20 protein-coding genes and 5 pseudogenes are annotated in these 19,273 nt (G+C 36.6%); all 25 read left to right on the plus strand.

Going from position 1 to position 19,273, the window contains the following annotated elements; genetic code table 11:
* Nucleotides 1-106 precede the first annotated feature (106 nt).
* The 25 genes and pseudogenes from CP357_RS01290 to CP357_RS10185 all read left to right on the plus strand — a co-directional run bounded on the left by CP357_RS01290 (nucleotide 107) and on the right by CP357_RS10185 (nucleotide 19,257).
* Nucleotides 107-322, plus strand: a complete 216-nt coding sequence (locus CP357_RS01290) for a helix-turn-helix transcriptional regulator (protein WP_025006076.1) — start codon at nucleotides 107-109, stop codon at nucleotides 320-322.
* Nucleotides 309-761, plus strand: coding sequence for a hypothetical protein (locus CP357_RS01295; protein ID WP_098036364.1), 453 nt, complete (start codon nucleotides 309-311; stop codon nucleotides 759-761). Before CP357_RS01290 ends, CP357_RS01295 begins: the two co-directional genes overlap by 14 nt.
* A 14-nt stretch (nucleotides 762-775) precedes the next feature.
* Nucleotides 776-1,639: an NAD(P)-dependent oxidoreductase gene (locus CP357_RS01300; protein ID WP_098036365.1), complete on the plus strand. Its 864-nt coding sequence runs from the start codon at nucleotides 776-778 to the stop codon at nucleotides 1,637-1,639.
* Nucleotides 1,639-2,901, plus strand: coding sequence for a replication-associated recombination protein A (locus tag CP357_RS01305; protein WP_098036366.1), 1,263 nt, complete (start codon nucleotides 1,639-1,641; stop codon nucleotides 2,899-2,901). The genes CP357_RS01300 and CP357_RS01305 overlap by 1 nt, the downstream gene beginning before the upstream one ends.
* 97 nt (nucleotides 2,902-2,998) lie before the next feature.
* The gene (locus CP357_RS01310) at nucleotides 2,999-3,229 is read left to right on the plus strand and encodes a hypothetical protein (RefSeq protein ID WP_087176336.1); all 231 of its coding nucleotides are present in this window, start codon (nucleotides 2,999-3,001) and stop codon (nucleotides 3,227-3,229) included.
* Nucleotides 3,230-3,309: 80 nt separating this feature from the next.
* Nucleotides 3,310-4,281, plus strand: a pseudogene (locus tag CP357_RS01315) (Gfo/Idh/MocA family protein).
* Between the two features lie 14 nt (nucleotides 4,282-4,295).
* Nucleotides 4,296-5,156 (plus strand): annotated as a pseudogene (locus tag CP357_RS01320) (HAD-IC family P-type ATPase); the annotation flags it as partial.
* A 76-nt stretch (nucleotides 5,157-5,232) separates the two neighbouring features.
* On the plus strand, nucleotides 5,233-5,463 hold the full coding sequence (locus tag CP357_RS01325) for a heavy-metal-associated domain-containing protein (RefSeq protein WP_025006081.1): 231 nt from the start codon (nucleotides 5,233-5,235) through the stop codon (nucleotides 5,461-5,463).
* Nucleotides 5,464-5,508: 45 nt separating this feature from the next.
* Nucleotides 5,509-6,011, plus strand: a pseudogene (locus CP357_RS01330) (DNA-binding protein).
* Nucleotides 6,012-6,028: 17 nt separating this feature from the next.
* A complete protein-coding gene (locus CP357_RS01335; protein WP_098036367.1) occupies nucleotides 6,029-6,682 on the plus strand; it encodes a Crp/Fnr family transcriptional regulator in 654 nt (217 codons plus the stop codon).
* 257 nt (nucleotides 6,683-6,939) lie between these two features.
* Nucleotides 6,940-7,599, plus strand: coding sequence for an amino acid ABC transporter permease (locus CP357_RS01340; RefSeq protein WP_098036368.1), 660 nt, complete (start codon nucleotides 6,940-6,942; stop codon nucleotides 7,597-7,599).
* Nucleotides 7,580-8,254, plus strand: coding sequence for an amino acid ABC transporter permease (locus CP357_RS01345; RefSeq protein WP_098036369.1), 675 nt, complete (start codon nucleotides 7,580-7,582; stop codon nucleotides 8,252-8,254). Before CP357_RS01340 ends, CP357_RS01345 begins: the two co-directional genes overlap by 20 nt.
* 9 nt (nucleotides 8,255-8,263) lie before the next feature.
* Entirely contained in the window at nucleotides 8,264-9,004 is a 741-nt protein-coding gene (locus tag CP357_RS01350) for an amino acid ABC transporter ATP-binding protein (protein ID WP_056945624.1), read from the plus strand.
* A gap of 11 nt (nucleotides 9,005-9,015) precedes the next feature.
* A complete protein-coding gene (locus tag CP357_RS01355; protein ID WP_098036370.1) occupies nucleotides 9,016-9,876 on the plus strand; it encodes a transporter substrate-binding domain-containing protein in 861 nt (286 codons plus the stop codon).
* Nucleotides 9,877-9,969: 93 nt separating this feature from the next.
* On the plus strand, nucleotides 9,970-11,352 hold the full coding sequence (locus tag CP357_RS01360; protein ID WP_098036371.1) for a YSIRK-type signal peptide-containing protein: 1,383 nt from the start codon (nucleotides 9,970-9,972) through the stop codon (nucleotides 11,350-11,352).
* Between the two features lie 373 nt (nucleotides 11,353-11,725).
* Nucleotides 11,726-11,965, plus strand: a complete 240-nt coding sequence (locus tag CP357_RS01365; protein ID WP_098036372.1) for a hypothetical protein — start codon at nucleotides 11,726-11,728, stop codon at nucleotides 11,963-11,965.
* Between the two features lie 9 nt (nucleotides 11,966-11,974).
* Nucleotides 11,975-12,277, plus strand: a complete 303-nt coding sequence (locus CP357_RS01370; RefSeq protein WP_098036373.1) for a hypothetical protein — start codon at nucleotides 11,975-11,977, stop codon at nucleotides 12,275-12,277.
* 13 nt (nucleotides 12,278-12,290) lie between these two features.
* Nucleotides 12,291-12,701, plus strand: coding sequence for a hypothetical protein (locus CP357_RS01375; RefSeq protein WP_098036374.1), 411 nt, complete (start codon nucleotides 12,291-12,293; stop codon nucleotides 12,699-12,701).
* Nucleotides 12,702-12,889: 188 nt separating this feature from the next.
* Nucleotides 12,890-13,321 (plus strand): CopY/TcrY family copper transport repressor, encoded by a 432-nt coding sequence (locus CP357_RS01380; protein ID WP_098036375.1) that lies wholly within the window; start codon nucleotides 12,890-12,892, stop codon nucleotides 13,319-13,321.
* A gap of 133 nt (nucleotides 13,322-13,454) precedes the next feature.
* The gene (locus tag CP357_RS01385; protein WP_089147960.1) at nucleotides 13,455-15,608 is read left to right on the plus strand and encodes a heavy metal translocating P-type ATPase; all 2,154 of its coding nucleotides are present in this window, start codon (nucleotides 13,455-13,457) and stop codon (nucleotides 15,606-15,608) included.
* Between the two features lie 52 nt (nucleotides 15,609-15,660).
* On the plus strand, nucleotides 15,661-15,825 hold the full coding sequence (locus CP357_RS01390; RefSeq protein WP_098036376.1) for a DUF2933 domain-containing protein: 165 nt from the start codon (nucleotides 15,661-15,663) through the stop codon (nucleotides 15,823-15,825).
* A gap of 183 nt (nucleotides 15,826-16,008) precedes the next feature.
* The gene (locus CP357_RS10650) at nucleotides 16,009-16,140 is read left to right on the plus strand and encodes a hypothetical protein (RefSeq protein WP_255404534.1); all 132 of its coding nucleotides are present in this window, start codon (nucleotides 16,009-16,011) and stop codon (nucleotides 16,138-16,140) included.
* Nucleotides 16,141-16,685: 545 nt separating this feature from the next.
* Nucleotides 16,686-17,305 (plus strand): annotated as a pseudogene (locus CP357_RS01400) (CadD family cadmium resistance transporter).
* 64 nt (nucleotides 17,306-17,369) lie between these two features.
* Nucleotides 17,370-18,709, plus strand: a pseudogene (locus CP357_RS01405) (IS3 family transposase).
* 167 nt (nucleotides 18,710-18,876) lie between these two features.
* Complete coding sequence (locus CP357_RS10185; RefSeq protein WP_158227251.1) at nucleotides 18,877-19,257, plus strand: LPXTG cell wall anchor domain-containing protein; 381 nt, start codon at nucleotides 18,877-18,879, stop codon at nucleotides 19,255-19,257.
* Nucleotides 19,258-19,273: the final 16 nt, after the last annotated feature.

The raw sequence follows: 19,273 nt of genomic DNA on the forward strand, positions 1-19,273 counted from the left end.
TAAAACCTCATTTCGTTACTTCTATTTTATTGCAAATTGGGCAAAAATTGTTACAATGTGAAGTAAACTACATGAAGTAGGTTTCATGTTTTAGGGAGGGATCAAAATTCCAAATCTAGTTAAACAATATCGAAAAGAAAATAAAATGACACAACGGGAGGTTGCCGAAAAGGTGCGCGTGACAGAGCGCACAATTATTTCAGTGGAGAAAGGGAAATATAAGCCTTCCATTGTTTTAGCTTATAAACTGGCTAAATTATTTGGGACAGATATTGAAACTTTATTTTGCTTGAAGGAGTTTGTTGAAAATGAAGAAGAATGATAAAAAGAGAAAAAATAAATACGCTATAAATACAGTATTCTTTCTGATCATAACTATTATAGACATGGTTGATTTATATAATGATATTTTTAATGGGCGAGGTCACACTATCAAAGATTTAGTTTGGTTAGTAATTTTGATTTTGGTAACCTTGGGTAATTACTATCTAATGAAAGATATTGGTACTATTGACGATGATGATGAACGTGATGATTATGTCCAGATGAAGACAGATTCTACATCGTATCATATTCTTGAATGGATCATAATTATTGCTAGTGTGGCTTTTTCAGCTTGGGGAGTTATTCTATATTCTAAAAACGGAAATGAGCAATTGGCCTTTGTTTTAATTATTATTGGAGCAGTTTTATCATCAATTTGGATATTAACGATTATTATTAACTTCATTATTTGGTTAGTTAATTATTATAAAAATTAAAGGAGAATACAGTAATGAAAATTGGATTTATTGGTACTGGCGTAATGGTGACTGGCATTATTAATAATTTGCTAAAGAATAATTATGACGTCACAGTTTACAACAGAACTAAGGCTCACGCTCAACCTGTCTTGGATAATGGAGCCAAGTGGGCAGACAATCCTGCCGAATTAACTAATCAGGTAGATGTTTTATTCACGATGGTAGGCTTTCCACAAGATGTTGAGAACATTTATTTTGGAGAAAATGGGATTTTCGAAACAGCCCAAGCAGGGCAGTACATCATTGACATGACCACCAGTAAACCAAGCTTAGCCCAAAAGATTGGTCAAACTGGTGAAGATAAGAGGATTCATATTTTTGATGCACCTGTTTCTGGTGGTGATATTGGCGCCAAAAAGGGGACATTAACAGTCATGATTGGTGGACATGAAGAAGATCTTGATCAATTACGTGATATCTTCATGACCTTTTCAAGTAAATTGAATTACTTCGGTCCCTACGGTAGCGGTCAACATGCTAAGATGGCTAACCAAATTATGATTGCCGGAACTATGACTGGTATGACGGAGATGCTTGTTTATGCAAAAGCTGCTGGACTTAACTTGGAACAGGTTTGTCAAACACTACAATCTGGTGCTGCAGAAAACTTTAGTCTAGGATCTTATGGTCCACGTATACTAAAAGGTGACTATACCCCTGGCTTTTTTGCCAAACATTTTTTGAAAGACTTACGTATTGCTCTCGAAGAAGCAGAAAAGATGAACTTAGACTTACCTTCAACCAAAGAGGCAAAACATTTATATGAAGTTTTAGTTGATGACAAAAAACTAGGTAATGATGGCACACAAGCTTTAATTAAATTGTGGTGGAAATAATGTCTTTCAGAACACCTCTGGCAGATAAAATGCGACCGCAAACACTGAATGATATGGTAGGCCAACAAGATTTTCTTGGTAAAGGAAAACCTCTTCGTCGAATTATTGAACAAAAAGTCAATATTTCTCTAATTTTATGGGGACCACCAGGTACTGGAAAATCTAGTTTAGCCCAAATCATAGCTAAGCAATTTGATTATCCTTTAGCAAAATTTAATGCCTCAATCGACAATAAAGCTAAATTAGATCAATTTATCAAAACTTATCCTTATCAGCCCTTTGTTTTGCTTATTGACGAGATTCATCGAATGACTAAAAACCTACAGGATTTTCTTTTGCCATATTTAGAAAATGGTCATATTCTGCTTGTCGGCGCTACAACTGAAAATCCGATTATGTCAATAGTTCCAGCTGTACGTTCTCGTTGTCAGATTTTTGAATTTAAAGCATTAAGCGATCAAGATATTGAGATAGTTTTAAAACGTGCCACAACAGAAGTTCTCAAATTGAAAGATGAACAGATTGAAACGGATGCATTGAAATTAATGGCTATTGCAGCAGATGGTGATCTACGTGTTGCGTTAAATATATTAGAAACAGTTCATGCAATTAATCCTGAAGAATTAACTGTTCAAGATGTTAAAAACTTTGCTAAAGGACAGAATTTTAGCTATGACAAAAAGGCAACTAAACATTACGACTATTTAGCTGCCTATTCAGACTCTATGGCTGGTTCAGATACAGATGCTGCACTTTATTATTTAGCAGTTTTATTGAAAAATGGAGACTTGCCATCTGTTGTCCGCCGGTTAAGAGAAATTCCATATACTTATATTGGTTTGGCCAATCCGCAACAGGTTACTCAAATAGTCACGGCTGCTAATCAGGCGGAAAAGGTGGGGATGCCTAAAGCGAAGTATCCTTTGATATTTGCCACTATGTTGATGTGCATTTCACCAAAGTCTGGTTCTTTTGATGAAATTTGGGATAAGTTAGACAAAGACACTGAACATCCTAGTCAACACCCCATGCCTCGAGGGTTACGTGACATGCATTATAAGCATTCTGAAGAAATTACCGGTGGTGGTTTGATTAAAAGCCCATTTGCTGAACCACATCAGATTGCAAAGCAAAATTACATGCCTCAAGGTTTGGAAGGAAAAAGATATTACTATCCTAAAGATAACGCCAATGAAAAAAGACTAAGTGAGCAATATTTAAAATTGCATCGATATATCTATGGTGAAGATTACAAGAACTAATAATATTTAAAATTATGTAAACTAACTTTTAGTAAGCTTGTAAAAGCTAATTTCTTCAGCTAAAATAGCTTTAGTTAAATTATAGGAGTTGAAAGAAATGACAACTAACGAAAAAATCATTACTTTAGTGAAACCTGAATACTTAAAAAAAATTCCTGCTATTTTTCGTAAACATGCAACTAATAATACTTGTAAATTAATCGCTAAAGAATATCCTGATTTATATGCTGCTTTTGAAAAGGATCCTAGTGATGAACAAAAGCAAAAAATGACTAAACTTGTTAACGGCATTTTCGAGGAAAGAATGAAAAAACATAATATGCTTTAAAATAATAGAACTACAGACTTATGCAGATAGGTTCTGTAGTTTTTTGTTTGCTTAATTTTTGAATATTGATCATACTAAAAATGAAACTTTTAATTGCTGGTGCCGGCTTTATTGTACAAGATTGGCTTCAAATAACTAAGGATTTGTCAAAAGTGGAATTAACTGGAATTGCTGGTACAGAAAACGATTTAACTACTATGAAAGAATTAGCTAAACAATATAATATTCAAAATATTTATACTGATTATGCAACTGCTTTAAGGGAAACAAATGCTGATACAGTATATGTAGCCGTACCTAACTTCCTGCACTACTCATTTGTCAAACAAGCATTATTAGCTAATAAAAATGTGATTTGTGAAAAGCCATTCACTGTTAAATACGATGAATTTAAGAAATTAAAACAGTTGGCATTAGAAAAAGATCTAATTCTAGCTGAAGCAATTACCAATCAATATTTAACAAACTATCAAGGATTAAAAGATAGATTGCCTGATTCTAGGTCTAATTAGAATTGTGTCCATGAATTACTCACAATAATTTTCACCGTTACAATGCTTTTAAAGAGGGAAAAATTTTACCAGTATTTGACCCTAAAAAGGGTGGTGGTGCTCTGATGGATCTGAACATTTATAATATTCACTTTATAGTGGGACTTTTCGGGATGCCAAAATCAGTTGAATATTTAGCCAATATTCAACGTGATGTTGATACATCTGGTATTTTGCTACTGGATTATGGTGATTTTATCAATTGCAGCAAAAGATTCAGGAGCACCTGTAACTTCAACTATCGAAGGAGAAAATGAAACAATTGTAGTTAATGGACCAGCTAATGTCATGGATTCATTTGATATTTACCATAACAGTGAAAAACTACAACATATTGATAAGAAAGTATATCCTCATCGAATGTTTGAGGAGTTTAAAGAATTTAACCGGATGATAGAAAAACATGACATGTCCAAATGCAAAAAAATGCTCAACCATAGTGACGAAGTAATGCAAGTTTTACAAAAGGCCGTTGAAAGCGCTGGGCTTAAGCTGGAATAGGAGGAAAACATGAAATTCATATTCTAAATGGTGATAGAAGAGAAATTATTAATTTAGCTGTAAGTATTGAAGCTCGAAGTAACCACCCATTAGCAAAAGCAATTGCTAAATTAGCTGATGAAAAGATAGATCATATTACTACTAATACAATTAAAGGAAAAGGAATTTCTACTACTTTAGAAAACGATAAATACTATTTAGGTAATTTAGCATTAATTGAAGAGCATACTTTTGTTAATGCAAAACTAACTAAAGTAGTTAATAAATTAAGCAATTTAGGTAACTCTATTGTCATTTTTTCTAACACTGATCAAAGTATGTTAGCAGTCTTTGGCATTAAGGACCGACTTCGACCAGAATCTAAAGCTGCATTGCTTAAATTAAAACAACTTGGGATTAAAAAACTAGTGATGCTCTTAGGCGATAATCAAGAAACAGCAAAACAAATTGCGGCAGAGTTGCCAATTGATGAAGTACATGGACAAATGTTACCTGCAGATAAAGCGCAATTTATTAAAAACGAACAAGCAAATGGTCATCATATAGCTTTTATTGGTGACGGAGTCAATGATAGTCCTGCCCTAGCTAATGCTGACGTTGCTATTGCTATCGGTAGTGGTACCGATGTAGCAATTGACGTGGCAGATATTGTTTTGGTGAAAAATGACTTACGTAAAATTGACTATGCCTTAGCAATTTCTAAGCGAACTGTCTTGAACATGAATGAAAACATTGCAATTGCATTATTAACCGTACTGCTATTGTTCGTTGGATTGTTTGCGGGTTATGTTGAAATGGCTAGTGGCATGTTTATCCATGAATTTAGTATTTTAGTCGTTATCTTAAATGGGATGCGCTTAATTAAAAATTATTAAAAATTTGATGACCGTCAAGTTTCTAAGAAGAAAAAAGATTTAGAATTTAATATGTAATGATGAAAGGAAGATATTTATGCAAAAAGTAATGATGAAGTTAGGTGGCATGACTTGTCCATCTTGTTTAACCAAAATTGAAAAAGCTGTTGAAAACGTTAATGGCACTGATCAAATTAAGGTTTTGTTCAACGCTGGCAAATTAAAGTTTGTAATGGATTCAAACAAGACCAACACAGATGATGTGAAGAATGCTATCGAAAAAATGGGTTATGAAGTTATGGACATTAAAGAAAAGGAGATTAATTAAATGAATTCAGAAGAAGCATACCAATCAGAACTAAAGCAAAGTTAAATAGACCATCACACTCCCACGGTCGGAGCAATGGTTATATCATTGCTAACTTATTAATTCACTCCTTAAAAATTAGCCAAGCTAAATTCTTTACCAAAGGTAATGCTAGTTTATTTTTATGTCAATATGCTCCTAAATGGATTGAATACGAACAAACAGAGTTCAACAAATTAAACCAAATTTTGGTAAATAATGGCGAAAGTATTCCTACAACCATCGACCAATTTAAAGAATATACTATGCTCGAAGAAAATGGAGCTACAAAATACGAAAAGGGTAACGATCAATTATTTACATTAGTAAAAGACTTTGATACGCAAATTCTTTTTATTACTAAGGCTATTACTCTAGCCCAAAATGAAAATTGGCCAGAATTAAGTGCGAACTTAGTAGAATTATTATCATGGATTAAAGAACAAATTCGCCAATCACAAAACTTTTTGAATCACGATTTGCGTGAAGGATTGTATACTGAAGAAGACGATGATGATGACGATTTTTAAATAAAGGAAGTCTTTAAATGGCAGAGTTATGTGTTCAGTTAGTCCCACTATTTAATGCATTGCCTATAGATGAACAAATGCAAATAGAAGAGCTAGTTCATCACCAAAATTATCGAAAAAATGAGTTAGTCTTGGATCCCACTTCAAATAGTAATTTAATAATTCTTGCTCATGGTAGCGCTCGTCTTTATACCTTGAACAAAGAGGGACATGAGAATGTTATTCAAGTCTTGAAAACTGGAGATTATGCTGGTGAAAATTGGTTATTTGGTGAGGCTAATACCAATACCTACGTTGAAGCCACAGAAGATAGTGAAATTTGTTTACTGAATCGCAATGACTTTTTAGCTTTGATGAAAAAACAACCGGAATTAAGCATAAAGCTCCTAGAACAAAACATCATTAAAGTACGTGCCTTGCAGAAACAAATACAATTATTAAGTCTTCCTAAAGTAGAGGATAAACTACTTAATTATTTGCAGACTTATGCCAAAAAAGTAGGACATAAATCATTTATACTACCATTAAAAATGAAAGATTTAGCACTTTATTTAGGAACTACACCAGAAACTTTATCCCGTAAATTTATTTTACTCGAAAAACGAGGAGTCTTAAAAAGAAAATTGAGACAAATCCAACTATTATTTAAAAAATCAATTGACAATAAATAAGCATGAGTTTACACTAATAGTCAATGGAAGTTACTAAAAGTAAGAAAGGAGTACCAACATGTTGAATTTACAAGCTATATGTCATAACTGTGTATGTTGTCCAAAAGACAATACTTTTTTGCATACGCTAATTCAGCATGACGTACTTCGATATATTTATAGTTAACTTGGTTTTTTAATTTAGCTATTTTAAGGATCTACGAACTGAATTGGTTCGTGGATCCTTTTTTGTTTGGTCTTTGGGAGGGTAAGATCTTATGAATTGGTCAATCATACAACAAGCGTTGCCAGTATTTGTCCATGCATTTGGACTCACAATTTGGCTATCGCTAATTGGAATAATAGGTTCAATTATTGTTGGAATAATTGCTAGCCTAACGCAATATTTTAAAGTACCAGTACTCAGTCAAGTCATGACAGCATATGTTGAACTAGCACGAAACACACCACTTTTAATTCAATTATTTTTCCTGTACTACGCTTTTCCAGTTATCGAAATAAAAATGTCCGCAGAAGCTTGCGGCATTATCGGTTTAATTTTCTTAGGTGGAGCATACATGGCTGAGGGATTTACCGGTGGCTTTAATGGAATTTCTACGAGTCAAATTAATAGCGGAAAAGCATTGGGGATGAGTCGTTTTCAATTAGCTCGCTATGTTGTTTTTCCGCAAGGCTTTGCCTTAAGCATGCCTGCCTTAACAGCTAATATTATCTTTTTAATTAAAGAAACATCAATTTTCTCAGTAATTGCGATTCCTGAATTAACCAACACGGCCTTAGATTTAATTGGAATGTATTACCGTTCTAATGAATATTTATTAATGCTGGTTATTGCATACGCAATTATCTTGATCCCAGTAATTCTTTTATTAACTTGGCTTGAAAGGAGAGTTCGTTATGGTGCATTCGGGAATTAATGTTTTATTTGAAGGAAGTAACTTCGCCCGTTTAATGGCTGGTCTTTGGACCTCAATTTGGATCGCAGCTATTTCATTAATAATCGGTTTAGCAATTGGTATTATTTTCGGTATTCTGCGAACTTTATCTAATAAATTCATTCGTTTTATTCTGCGAGTTTATCTAGAATTCTTCCGAATAGTACCTACGATCGTTTTACTTTACCTGGTTTACTATATTTTGCCGCGAACTTTTCATGTTAATTGGCCAGCAACCTGGATGGCAGTTTTAGCATTTTCACTATGGGTAGCTGCCGAATTTAGCGATATTGTTCGCGGAGCAATTGAATCAGTTCCTAAGAGTCAACGAGAATCTGGTTTAGCACTAGGTTTAAGTAAAATTCAGCTGTTTAGATATGTTCTGCTTCCTCAGGCAATTAAACTTGAACTACCCGCTACGATTAATTTAGCAACGAGAGTAATTAAGACAACTTCACTTTTACTGGTTATCAGCACTATGGAAGTAATCAATGTTGCCCAGCAAATTATCGAAGCAAATAACCAACAATATCCAACTGGAGTTTTCTGGGTTTACGGTTTGATCTTTATTTTATATTTCGTTCTCGATTACCCATTATCAGCTTGGGCTAAGAAATTAACTAATGAAAGAAAATAGGTGACTATTATGACTGAAGAAATTTTAAAAGTTGAGCATTTAAATAAGTTTTATGATGAACGACAAGTTTTACATAACATTAATTTTTCACTGAAAAAGGGTGAAGTATTAACATTACTTGGACCATCTGGTTCTGGTAAAAGTACCTTACTTAGAACTTTGAATGGATTAGAAGATTATAAAAATGGATCAATCTATTTCCACGAGAAGAAGATTGATCCTAGTCCTAAAGAATGGCAAATCTTGCGACAAAAAATCGGTATGGTTTTCCAAAGTTACGATCTCTTTCCAAATCTAACCGTGATAGAAAACGTCTTACTTGCTCCAGTAAAGGTACAAAAACGTGATGAAAATGAAGTTAAAGAAGAAGCAATTAAATTACTAAAGCAAGTTGGATTAGAGCAATATCTAAATGCTTATCCTAGAGAATTATCAGGTGGTCAAAAACAACGAGTAGCCATAGTTCGTGCATTGGCAATGAAACCTGAAATCATGCTTTTGGATGAAATCACCGCATCCCTCGATCCCGAAATGGTACGCGGAATTGAGGAAATCGTTGAGCTCCTTTCTAAACGTGATCACATGACAATGATTATCGTTACTCACCAAATGAATTTTGCTTCCCGAATTGCAGATGAAGTACTCTTTTTGGAAGATGGCCATATTTTAGAAGATACACCAGGAAAAGAATTCTTTAATCATCCTCAAACGCAAAGAGCAAAAGATTTCCTAGACAGTATGGATTATTAAGGATAAAGCCAATGAAAAAGAAAAATATTTTTAATATTATTATGGGCATCGTTGCTCTGATAGTGGTAGTGAGTGCTGCTTATTTTGGCTTCACACAACCTAATTTAAATAGCGGTACTGCTGGCAGCCGTTGGAGCAATGAAAACGGTATTTCAGAAATTAAACGCCGTGGCTATATCAGAGTTGCAGTTTTTGGAGACTTACCACCATACGGTTGGGTAAATGACCAAGGCAAAAGAGTAGGGTATGATGTTTACTTAGCGCGTAGAATAGCTAAAGATTTAAACGTTAAAATTCGTTTTATTCAAGTAAATGCCAATAATCGTGTAGATACTTTGAATTCAAACAAAGCGGATATAGTTTTAGCTAACTTTACAGTAACGCCTGAACGTAAGGATGTAGTTGATTTTGCCAAGCCTTATATGAAGGTGTCAGTGGGTGTAATTTCGCCTAAAAACGCGCCAATCAAAAGTGCCCAAGAATTAAAGGGTAAAAAATTGATTGTCACTAAGGGTACGACAGCCGAAAACTATTTTGCTAAACAATCTGGTGTTGACTTATTAAAATTTGACTCTAAGACGCAGCAGTTCAACGCGCTAAAAAATGGCCGTGGTGCAGCCTTAGCTGATGATAATTCATATCTTTATGCTTGGGTTAAGAAAAATCCGAAGTATGTAGTCGGCATTAAAAGTATTGGGTCACGCCAGTATGTGTCTCCAGCTGTAAAGAAGGGCAATCTCTCATTATTAAAATGGACCAATCAAGAAATAACTAAGTTAACTCAGGAAGGCTTCTTTGTAAAAGATTATCAAACAGAACTTGCACCATACTTTGGAAAGGATATTAAGCCAACCGACATTATTTTGAAATAAGTTAAAAGAGAACTTCGAAAACGAGGTTCTCTTTTTTAATACCATCATCAAAAAAATAAATGATGTTTTATTTGTATTAAGGGATTGATAACAATGAGACTGAAAAAGAAGAACTTACACTTAAACCAAGAAATTGAACAACACTACAGCTTTAGAAAATTAGCATCAGGTGCGTTGGTTTCCGCAATTATTGGTGCGTTTTTCATAGGGATTAAAACTGAAACAGTTTCAGCTGCTGTAGACAATAATGCTACTCAAGTAACTGTTAAAGAAACAAGCTCTCAAACTTCAACAGATAATTTAGATGTAAATACTGACAGTCACAGTTCTGATAAGACATTAGATAATACTCTTACATACGATAATCAAATTATTAAAAAAGAAACAAATAATACAGAAGCAGAACAGGTTACACAAACTACTGACAAGGAAGAGACTACTACTCAACCAACACAAATTAGCCAAAATGATACTGCCAAGATTAATGTAGAAAAAGATCCTAAACAAGAAACGATCACTACTTCAAAGGCATCATCAGTAGATGCAACTAAACAATTATTAGAATCAAAAACTGAGTCAACCGCTAAATCAGTAACTTTCAGAAATGGCGGTGCTACATTATCAATTAGTCGCAATACAATAGGTGCGACTGGTGATACCACAGCAATTGCTGTTGATTTCAACGTTTCTAATCCAAAAAAGGGCGATCAATATCAAATTGTAATTCCTAAAGGAACTTATGGTATTGGTACTGATGGACAAAATATTCAGTCTGGTGGTACAACTACGATCGCTAATGATGAAGATAAATGCATCATCACTAACACATTTACTGATGATAATGCCGGTACAATTCACCAACAATTTACTTTAAATCCAAGTAATAATTATGGCAGTCAGGATACACCAATGGAATTTATTGGTGATGTACTCAAGAAAATAACCATCACTAAAAAAGATGAAGCTGGAAATTCCGAAACTAAAGAATTGAACTTGACACAAGTTGTTAGTCCAGAAATGAATCCTACATTTAAGCGTACAAGTCCTATAGCTGATTCTGTACGAGCTTTGCCAAATACTGACTATACCTATGAACTTGACATTAATGAAACAGACGGCGTAGCCAAAGGTCTTGATTATTCTAGCAAAAAAGTTAATTCTACAGTGAACACTAATACCATTATTACAATTCCTGTACCTGATAGTTTTGTGTTGAACCAAGATAAAACTTACACGATTAATGATTTTGGCGATCAAACAACTATTACTCAAGCTGTTGGACCCGGTGGCACTATTGTTATTCATGTGCCAAAGCGTAGTGGTCGTCAACATTGGAACAATGGTAGTTTTGGTTATAGAATTGTAGGTCACTATGCTGTTGCTCAGTCAGTTGACGATACTGTAATCAAGGCAGATAAAACAATTCATATCGATCAAACTATCATAAAGGCAGACGGTTTCTTATTAGAGATTTAGATCAACCTTGGACTGAAACTTTACTAGGTAGTAAGCCAAACAATGAAGTACCAGAAATCACACTATCTGCGGATGTTTATGCGGACTCACATCAAATTCCACAAGATGTTGACCCTTCCAAGCTGGTTAACTTTTTTGGTTTTTAAAATACAACCAATCAAGATATTACTACTGCTAAAATTACGCTTACTTTTCCTGATGGTTTAAATATTAATCACTTAGATACTCCATACGATCCAGTTAATTTACCTGACACCATGCCTATACAATAACTTATACCGATGGTCAAACAAACTCTGAGACTATTCAAGCCGGTCAAAGTATTGAAGCCACGGATAATCAAAGTATTGCCAAGGTTGTCATTACACCTAACGTGATTTCTGCTGGTGCTATTTTTAACGGTGATAATCGAATTAAAGCCTACGGTACAGTTAATAAGACATTAAAGGCTGGCACACCAATCAAAGACGGTTACGAATTCGATTCCAAAATTGGTTTTGTTTATAGTGGCCTAATTAAAGGCAATGAAAATAGTTGGGTATTTGCAAGTCCTTTATATGCTAGACAAAATTTAGCAGAGCCTAAAACTAGTGTGGGAACTTATTATGAATAACATAAGCGCATGCCTGGTGATAACGATGCAGGATTTCTTTCAGTTTACAGTAATGCAGATAGAAATGCCACTTCTCATAGCGTGCTTGAACCAATTTTCTATTATGTTTTGCCAGAAGGTACCGTTTATAATGGTAATTTTGATCGTAGTTGGAAACAACCTGCGGAACAACAACCAAAGATTACTCACTTTACGGTTGATGACCAAGAAGTAGTGAAGCTTGATTACACTGGTACAGGCTATATCTTTGATACTACCGCTGTTCATAACAATGATGTTCATATTAATAACTTACCTTTGGCTGTCTCATAAATGGGCGATTTACATGTACAGTCCTCATATTAAGATGCTTGAGACACCAGCCAAAGATTATTCAGATTGGAAGAGCACTCAAACTGAAGGAAAATCTGACAATGTTTATGTCTTAGGTAATGGTAACTGGACCATTAGTACTGCTCAACAAGTCCACATTGCATCAGGTATTAAGGGAGCAAGCGATGCATTTGCAGTTGATAATACTATTGCTGATGATAAAAATCCTGGGGCATTAGAATATGACTTGAGAATCGACAACAATTTGCAAAAAGTTAATAACGGAGTGGCGGTCATTAATATTAACGACGAGGCCGACAATAACTTCAATTTCACAATGACGGCTCCTGTTAATGTACCTAATGACATTAAAGCTTTATATTCTACATCATTACTTTCAATTTATGAATACAAAATATGTTAATCTTTCCCACGGTAATATCTTTTAAGTTCTTGATATAAAGAACTATTTTCTAGCAAGTATTCATTATAGTGAAAAATTCCTAGTATTTTCTGGCAGAAAGGTTGCATTATTGTGACTACAATTGTAAACTAATAAATGTTAGGAGTCTACAAACGTAAACTTAGAATTCAATTAATGGAGGAAGCCAATTGAAGGATGCAAAGAATGTAACCATCACCGATTCTGAATGGATGGTTATGAAAGTAATTTGGACAATGGGACACGCGACTAGTCGTGAACTAATTGATACTATGAACGAATTAGAAGGCTGGTCAGCTTCAACAACCAAAACGCTACTTCACAGGTTGATTCAAAAACGGGCGGTTGCGCAGCATGGCGGCAGTCGACCATTCACGTATAAGCCGGTTGTTGGCGAGAAGGAATCAATGGCCGTAGCGGCAGATGATTTGTTTGACCATATGTGTGCGATGCGGGCTGGTTCAACAATTGCCGGCGTTATTCAGTCAAGGGAACTCTCACGGGCGGATATTGCGAACTTACAGGCGATTCTAGCTGAAAAGGCCAAAACAGCGTCCGAGGAAGTTCAGTGTAACTGCTTGCCAGGTGATCAAACGTGTTAAGACTGTGGTGTTCTGTTTACGTTTAGGATTGCTGCACAAAAATCCCGAGCCCGGGGATTTCCACACAAGGAACTTATATTTAGGCTTCTAACCGCTTTGCTACGCACACTTATTTTTAGGAGGGTCGATAATCATGGAAAATAAAGAGGAACATATGAACATGAAAAACATGAGTGCTAAGAATATGGAAAATAATGAATCAAATATGAGTCATATGGATCACGATATGACCGAAACGGATCACAGCCAAATGAACATGAATCACGGTGATATGGATATGGCTGGGACCGACATGATGATGCACGGTGGCTCAATGATGCATATGGGGAATTTGAAAGTTAAATTTTGGGTCTCCGTTGTCTTAGCGATTCCAGTTTTACTGTTAGCACCAATCATGGGTTTAAACGTTTCCATCCTTAGTTTCAGTTCACCGCTAATTGTTGGCATTATCATCGTTTTGTTTGATACGGCACTTTACTTTTATGGCGGAATGCCCTTTTTAAAGGGAGCTAAAGCGGAAATTCAGAATAAATCTCCTGAAATGATGACGCTAGTAACCCTTGGAATTTCCGTTTCGTATTTCTACAGTTTGTACGCATTTATTGCCAACAACTTCTTGAACCCGGCAAATCCTGTAATGGATTTTTCGTTCGAACTTGCAACCCTGATTTTAATTATGCTTCTAGGACACTGGATTGAAATGAATGCATTGATGGGGGCTGGGAATGCATTACAAAAGATGGCGGCTCTGTTGCCTAAGACGGCTCATCTAGTTACAGATAATGGTGAAACAAAAGAAGTGCCAGTATCTGATTTAAAAGTTGGTCAAGCTTTCCAAGTGCGTTCAGGTGAGAGTATTCCAGCCGATGGTGTTATTACGGCTGGGGAGTCGACCGTGAATGAAGCACTGGTAACCGGTGAATCTGCTGCCGTTACCAAGAACGTTGGCGATAAGGTCATTGGTGGTACAATCAACAATAACGGGACGCTAACGGTTAAAATTAGTGGTACTGGTGACTCCGGCTATCTTTCTCAAGTAATGAAAATGGTTCGAAATGCCCAGCAAGCTAAATCTAAAGCAGAAGATAAAGCTGATTTAGTTGCCAAGTATCTATTTTACGCGGCACTTAGTGTTGGGATTATTGCTTTCTTTGCCTGGTTACCCCAGGGATTGGCGACTGCAATGACGATCATGGTGACCGTCTTCGTGATTGCTTGCCCGCATGCATTAGGATTAGCGATTCCATTAGTGGTTTCTCGTTCTACTACGATTGGCGCTCAAAATGGGCTATTAGTTCGAAATCGCCAAGCCATTGAAGCAAGTCAACATGTTAGCCACGTTCTCTTGGATAAAACTGGCACGTTAACAGAAGGTAAATTTACGGTGAATGCATTGATTCCAAATAATGGGATTGACGAAACAACGTTATTAAGCCGACTGGCCGCCCTTGAAAATAATTCGACTCATCCGCTGGCCCAAGCAATCATTGCTGAAGCCCAAGCGAAGGACATTGAAGTCGTTGCGGCTGAAAAGTCTCAAAATATTCCGGGTGTTGGTATTTCCGGTAATATTGATGGCACTGACTATATGATTGTTAATGGTAACTATTTAACGAAGCAAGGGATCAGGTTTGACAAAGCCGCTGCTGATAAATGGGCTGCTAAGGGTAATTCCGTCAGCTTCCTATTGCAGGGCACCCAAGTTCAAGGAATGGTTGCTGAAGGCGACACCATCAAAGCGAGTGCTATGGAATTAATTAGTGGTCTTCAGAGGCGAGGAATTACCCCCGTAATGCTCACTGGCGATAATCCAAAAGCCGCGGAACACGTTGCTAACTTACTAGGATTGACTGAATTCCATGCAGGCCTATTACCAGATGATAAGCAAAAGATTATTGCTGATTATCAAGCAAAGGGCAATCACGTCATCATGGTTGGTGACGGCGTAAATGACGCACCAAGTCTTTCCGCAGCCGATATTGGAATTGCAATTGGTGCCGGAACCGATGTTGCCATTGATTCCGCTGATGTTGTGTTGGTTAAATCAGAACCCAGCGATATTTTACATTTTCTTGATTTGGCTAAAATCACAAATCGGAAAATGGTTCAAAATCTCTGGTGGGGAGCAGGCTACAATATTGTCGCAATTCCACTCGCTGCCGGTGTGTTGTCATTTATGGGAATCACTCTAGACCCAGCCGTTGGTGCTGTGGCCATGGCGATGTCGTCAATTATCGTGGCAATTAATGCGATGGGATTGACTGGTAAAAAGATAAAAAACGTATAATTAAGTGATGACAAAAACTTATTATAGAAACAAAGCGAAAGGAAGTGAAACTATGTCACAATGGATTCTGATAGCCCTTCTTCTTCTAGCACACCCACTCATGATGCTATTTATGCACAAGGGTATGCACGGTGGCTCTGGTAGTATGGGCTGCTGTGGAAACAACACTCAACAAAATTCCAATAATACTGAAAAGCCACGTAAAAAAGTCAATTAACTTGTGGGTATATATTATATAAAAATATTAACTGGTAGTCGCGGTGATGAGGTCCGTGAACACCTTTACGAAAATGGTCAAAGACGGGTTGGTCCTCGTATACTAAAGAAAAATACAGTGACAAACAACGGAGAATTTCACCCTGTACCTGGAAATATAGTTCTCATTCCCTTAAAAGGGACGGTGAAACTGACCACACCAGATCAAGAATGTACAATCAAAAATGGTCAACTTGCAATACTTGGACCAACTGATAGTTTTTACTTAACTGCAATTGATGATGTTGAATTTGTCGGTGTTGTTGATATTAAATAGCTCAAAAAGAGTGTCACATGGCACTCTTTTTTATATATGCTGGCTTCTCCATATTTACGACACATATGACTGTTTTAATAAAGTGTATTTCAAAAAAATAGAGGAGAAAGACCAGCTGGTAGTTTGGTCTTTTTTCTCTTGAAAAAAATGCATTCTAAATAGTTAATTCATTTTCTTGTGGTTAAGCTAACACTAGCCTGCCCCGCTCGGGTAGAGTTCTGCATGAGATGCGCTCGCTATGCAATAGCCCGTCGGAGGTTCTTCTAGCCGGGTAATAGGCGCAGAAAAATAGCAGTTCTCCCCAGTAGGAAGGGAGAACGCTACTACCTCGTAGAGCCCACACTTTACCTTGCAAAGTATAGTGGGTTATACTTTACTTGGAAGTAATCACCGAATTCCAGTTAGAAACTATTTTGTAACTACGTTTTGAGGAGGATAAAATGCTTTCTTACGTGCGGCATTACCCACTAGCGATAGCTAAATTAATGTGTCTGTGCTCCCCTAAAATCTGCTGATTTATTACTGACTAATACAGGAGTTTTTTTATGGGACAGACAATCATATCTGCTATTGGTGTTTATATTTCCACCAGTATAGATTATTTAATTGTTTTGATTATTTTATTTGCACAGCTATCACAGAATAAACAGAAATAGCATATTTATGCGGGGCAATATCTAGGCACGGGCTTACTTGTAGGGGTGAGTTTAGTTGCTGCTTATGTCGTCAATTTCGTGCCTAAAGCATGGATGGTTGGATTGCAAAGCGAATCCCTATCTATTTAGGGATTCGCTTTGCAATTGTTGGAGAAGGTGAGGAAGAAGAAGAGGAAGAAACTATTGAAAGATTAGAACAAAGTAAGGCAAATCAACTGTTTTGGACAGTTACATTGCTGACAATTGCGTCTGGCGGAGATAATTTAGGTATCTATATACCTTATTTTGCTTCGTTAGATTGGGCACAGACCCTCGTGGCGTTGCTTGTGTTCGCAATCGGCGTAATTATCTTTTGCAAGCTTAGTCAGGTGCTATCCTCTATTCCGTTAATATCCGAGACAATTGAAAAATACACGCGAATCATTGTGCCCTTAGTATTCATTCCACTTGGACTATACATCATGTATGAAAGTGGCACGATAGAGACTTTTCTAAACTTTATTTTATAGATAAAAAAGCCCCTTAAATGATATGACCCCCGAAATTAGTGTTCTAATTTCGGGGGTTATTTTCATGACTAAATACACTAAAGAAATCAAACTTGCTATCTACCACGAATGGGTAAATGATTACAGAAGAGGCACCTACCTTAGCCGGAAATATGGGATGGGGCGTGGAGGAATCCAGTATTTAGTGGGCTTGATTCAAAAACATGGTGAAGATATTCTGGATCGCCCTCAACAGAAATATACTGCTGATTTCAAGCTTGCTGCCATTGATAGAGTTCTGCTAGGTGGTGAAGCACTTAGACAGGTTTCTCTAGACTTAGGACTTACAAATACAGGCATTCTTGCGAATTGGCTTCGCTCTTTTAAAGAAAACGGGTATACTGTCATTACCAAGAAGAAAGGTAGATCAACCCAAGAATGCCCAAAAGCAAGGACAAACAATGGATCAAAGAACTGGAAGAACAGGTAAAGAGGCTTACAGTCGAGCTTGCATACATAAAAAATTGGAGGCCTTAATTCAAAAACGTAAGAGCCAAGAAAAGAAGAATTAGCTCGTGCAATCAATGAATTAAGGCAAGAATTGCGGCTTAGCGTTAAGTACATTATCGACGTTATCAATGCCAACCCTGGATTGCCTCATATCTCAAGAAGTAACTACTACTACCAAACCCATAAGCTTGATAAGGATTCTGGTAACCAGAAGCTGATGGATAGAATCAAAGAGATCTTTCTAGAACACAGCCAGCGCTATGGGTACCGGCGAATCTACGGACAGCTTCGCCGGGAAGACTATGAGGTCAACCATAAGAAGGTGCAGAGGCTCATGCAAAAGATGGGCTTATTCGCTATCTCAATCCGCAAGAAACGTAAATACAGCAGCTATTACGGCGTTCAAGGCAAAATCAAGCCAGACACTTAATCAAGCGCAATTTCTACGCAATTATTCCCAACAGACATTGGTTTACCGACGTGACTGAATTCCATCTTAGAGATCAAAAGCTCTACCTTTCTCCAATTATCGATGGTTGTACCCAAGAAATCATCTCCTACAACATTTCTAGGCACCCAGACCTTAAGCAAGTGATGACCATGCTAAATGACGCATTTGAGAAGCACCCGGCTCTTAACGGGCTTATTTTCCACTCAGACCGTGGCTGACAATATCAGCACCAAGCATATCGAGCTGCTCTGGCTAACAGAGGGATCGATCAGAGTATGTCCAGGTTGGGTAATTCTCTCGATGACGGTTTAATAGAAGGCTTCTTCGGCATTCTTAAGCGGGAGATGTTCTACGGCCAAGAACATAAATACAAGGACTTAAATGAGCTTGAGAAAGCTATTCACAAATACATCGATTACTACAACAACGTAAGAATCAAGACAGGACGAAAAAGCAAAGAATAAGCCAAAGTGGTACGCCTTCTACTACTGATAAACCGGAAGGATACATTGGCGTAAGTGGTGATCCTATCACTTCTGATAAACCTGAATTTCCGATTGGTATCAGCGGCGATCCCATTACTACGGGCAAGCCAAAATTTAAGATTCCAGAAGAACCGAATGTTCCTGAAGTGCCAGATACTCCTGACACAGATGAGCCTGATGAAACTATTCCACCAAAACCCGAATTAAACACCGAAGATTCTGACATAACAGTTAAGCCTGATGCTGAATCAAAACCAAAAGGTAAGTCCAATAACGAAAAATCTACCCGTAAGACTATTCAGCCAAAATCTGAAAAGCAACCTACTGCACCTAAAAAGCATTACAAGGTAAATTCAGCAATTAATACGCCTGAAAAGAATAAAATTATAGCAACTAATACCAAAATTGAATTGCCACAAACTGGTAATTCAGAGAACAGAAATACTAATTTAATTGTTGGAATTCTTTTAAGCTTAGGCACCGGTATATTGTCTAGTCTTGGGTTTAAGAAGCGTAAACATAATTAAAGATAAAAAAAGCAAT

The sequence above is a fragment of the Lactobacillus sp. UMNPBX6 genome, from assembly GCF_002553975.1.
GTDB lineage: Bacteria > Bacillota > Bacilli > Lactobacillales > Lactobacillaceae > Lactobacillus > Lactobacillus gallinarum.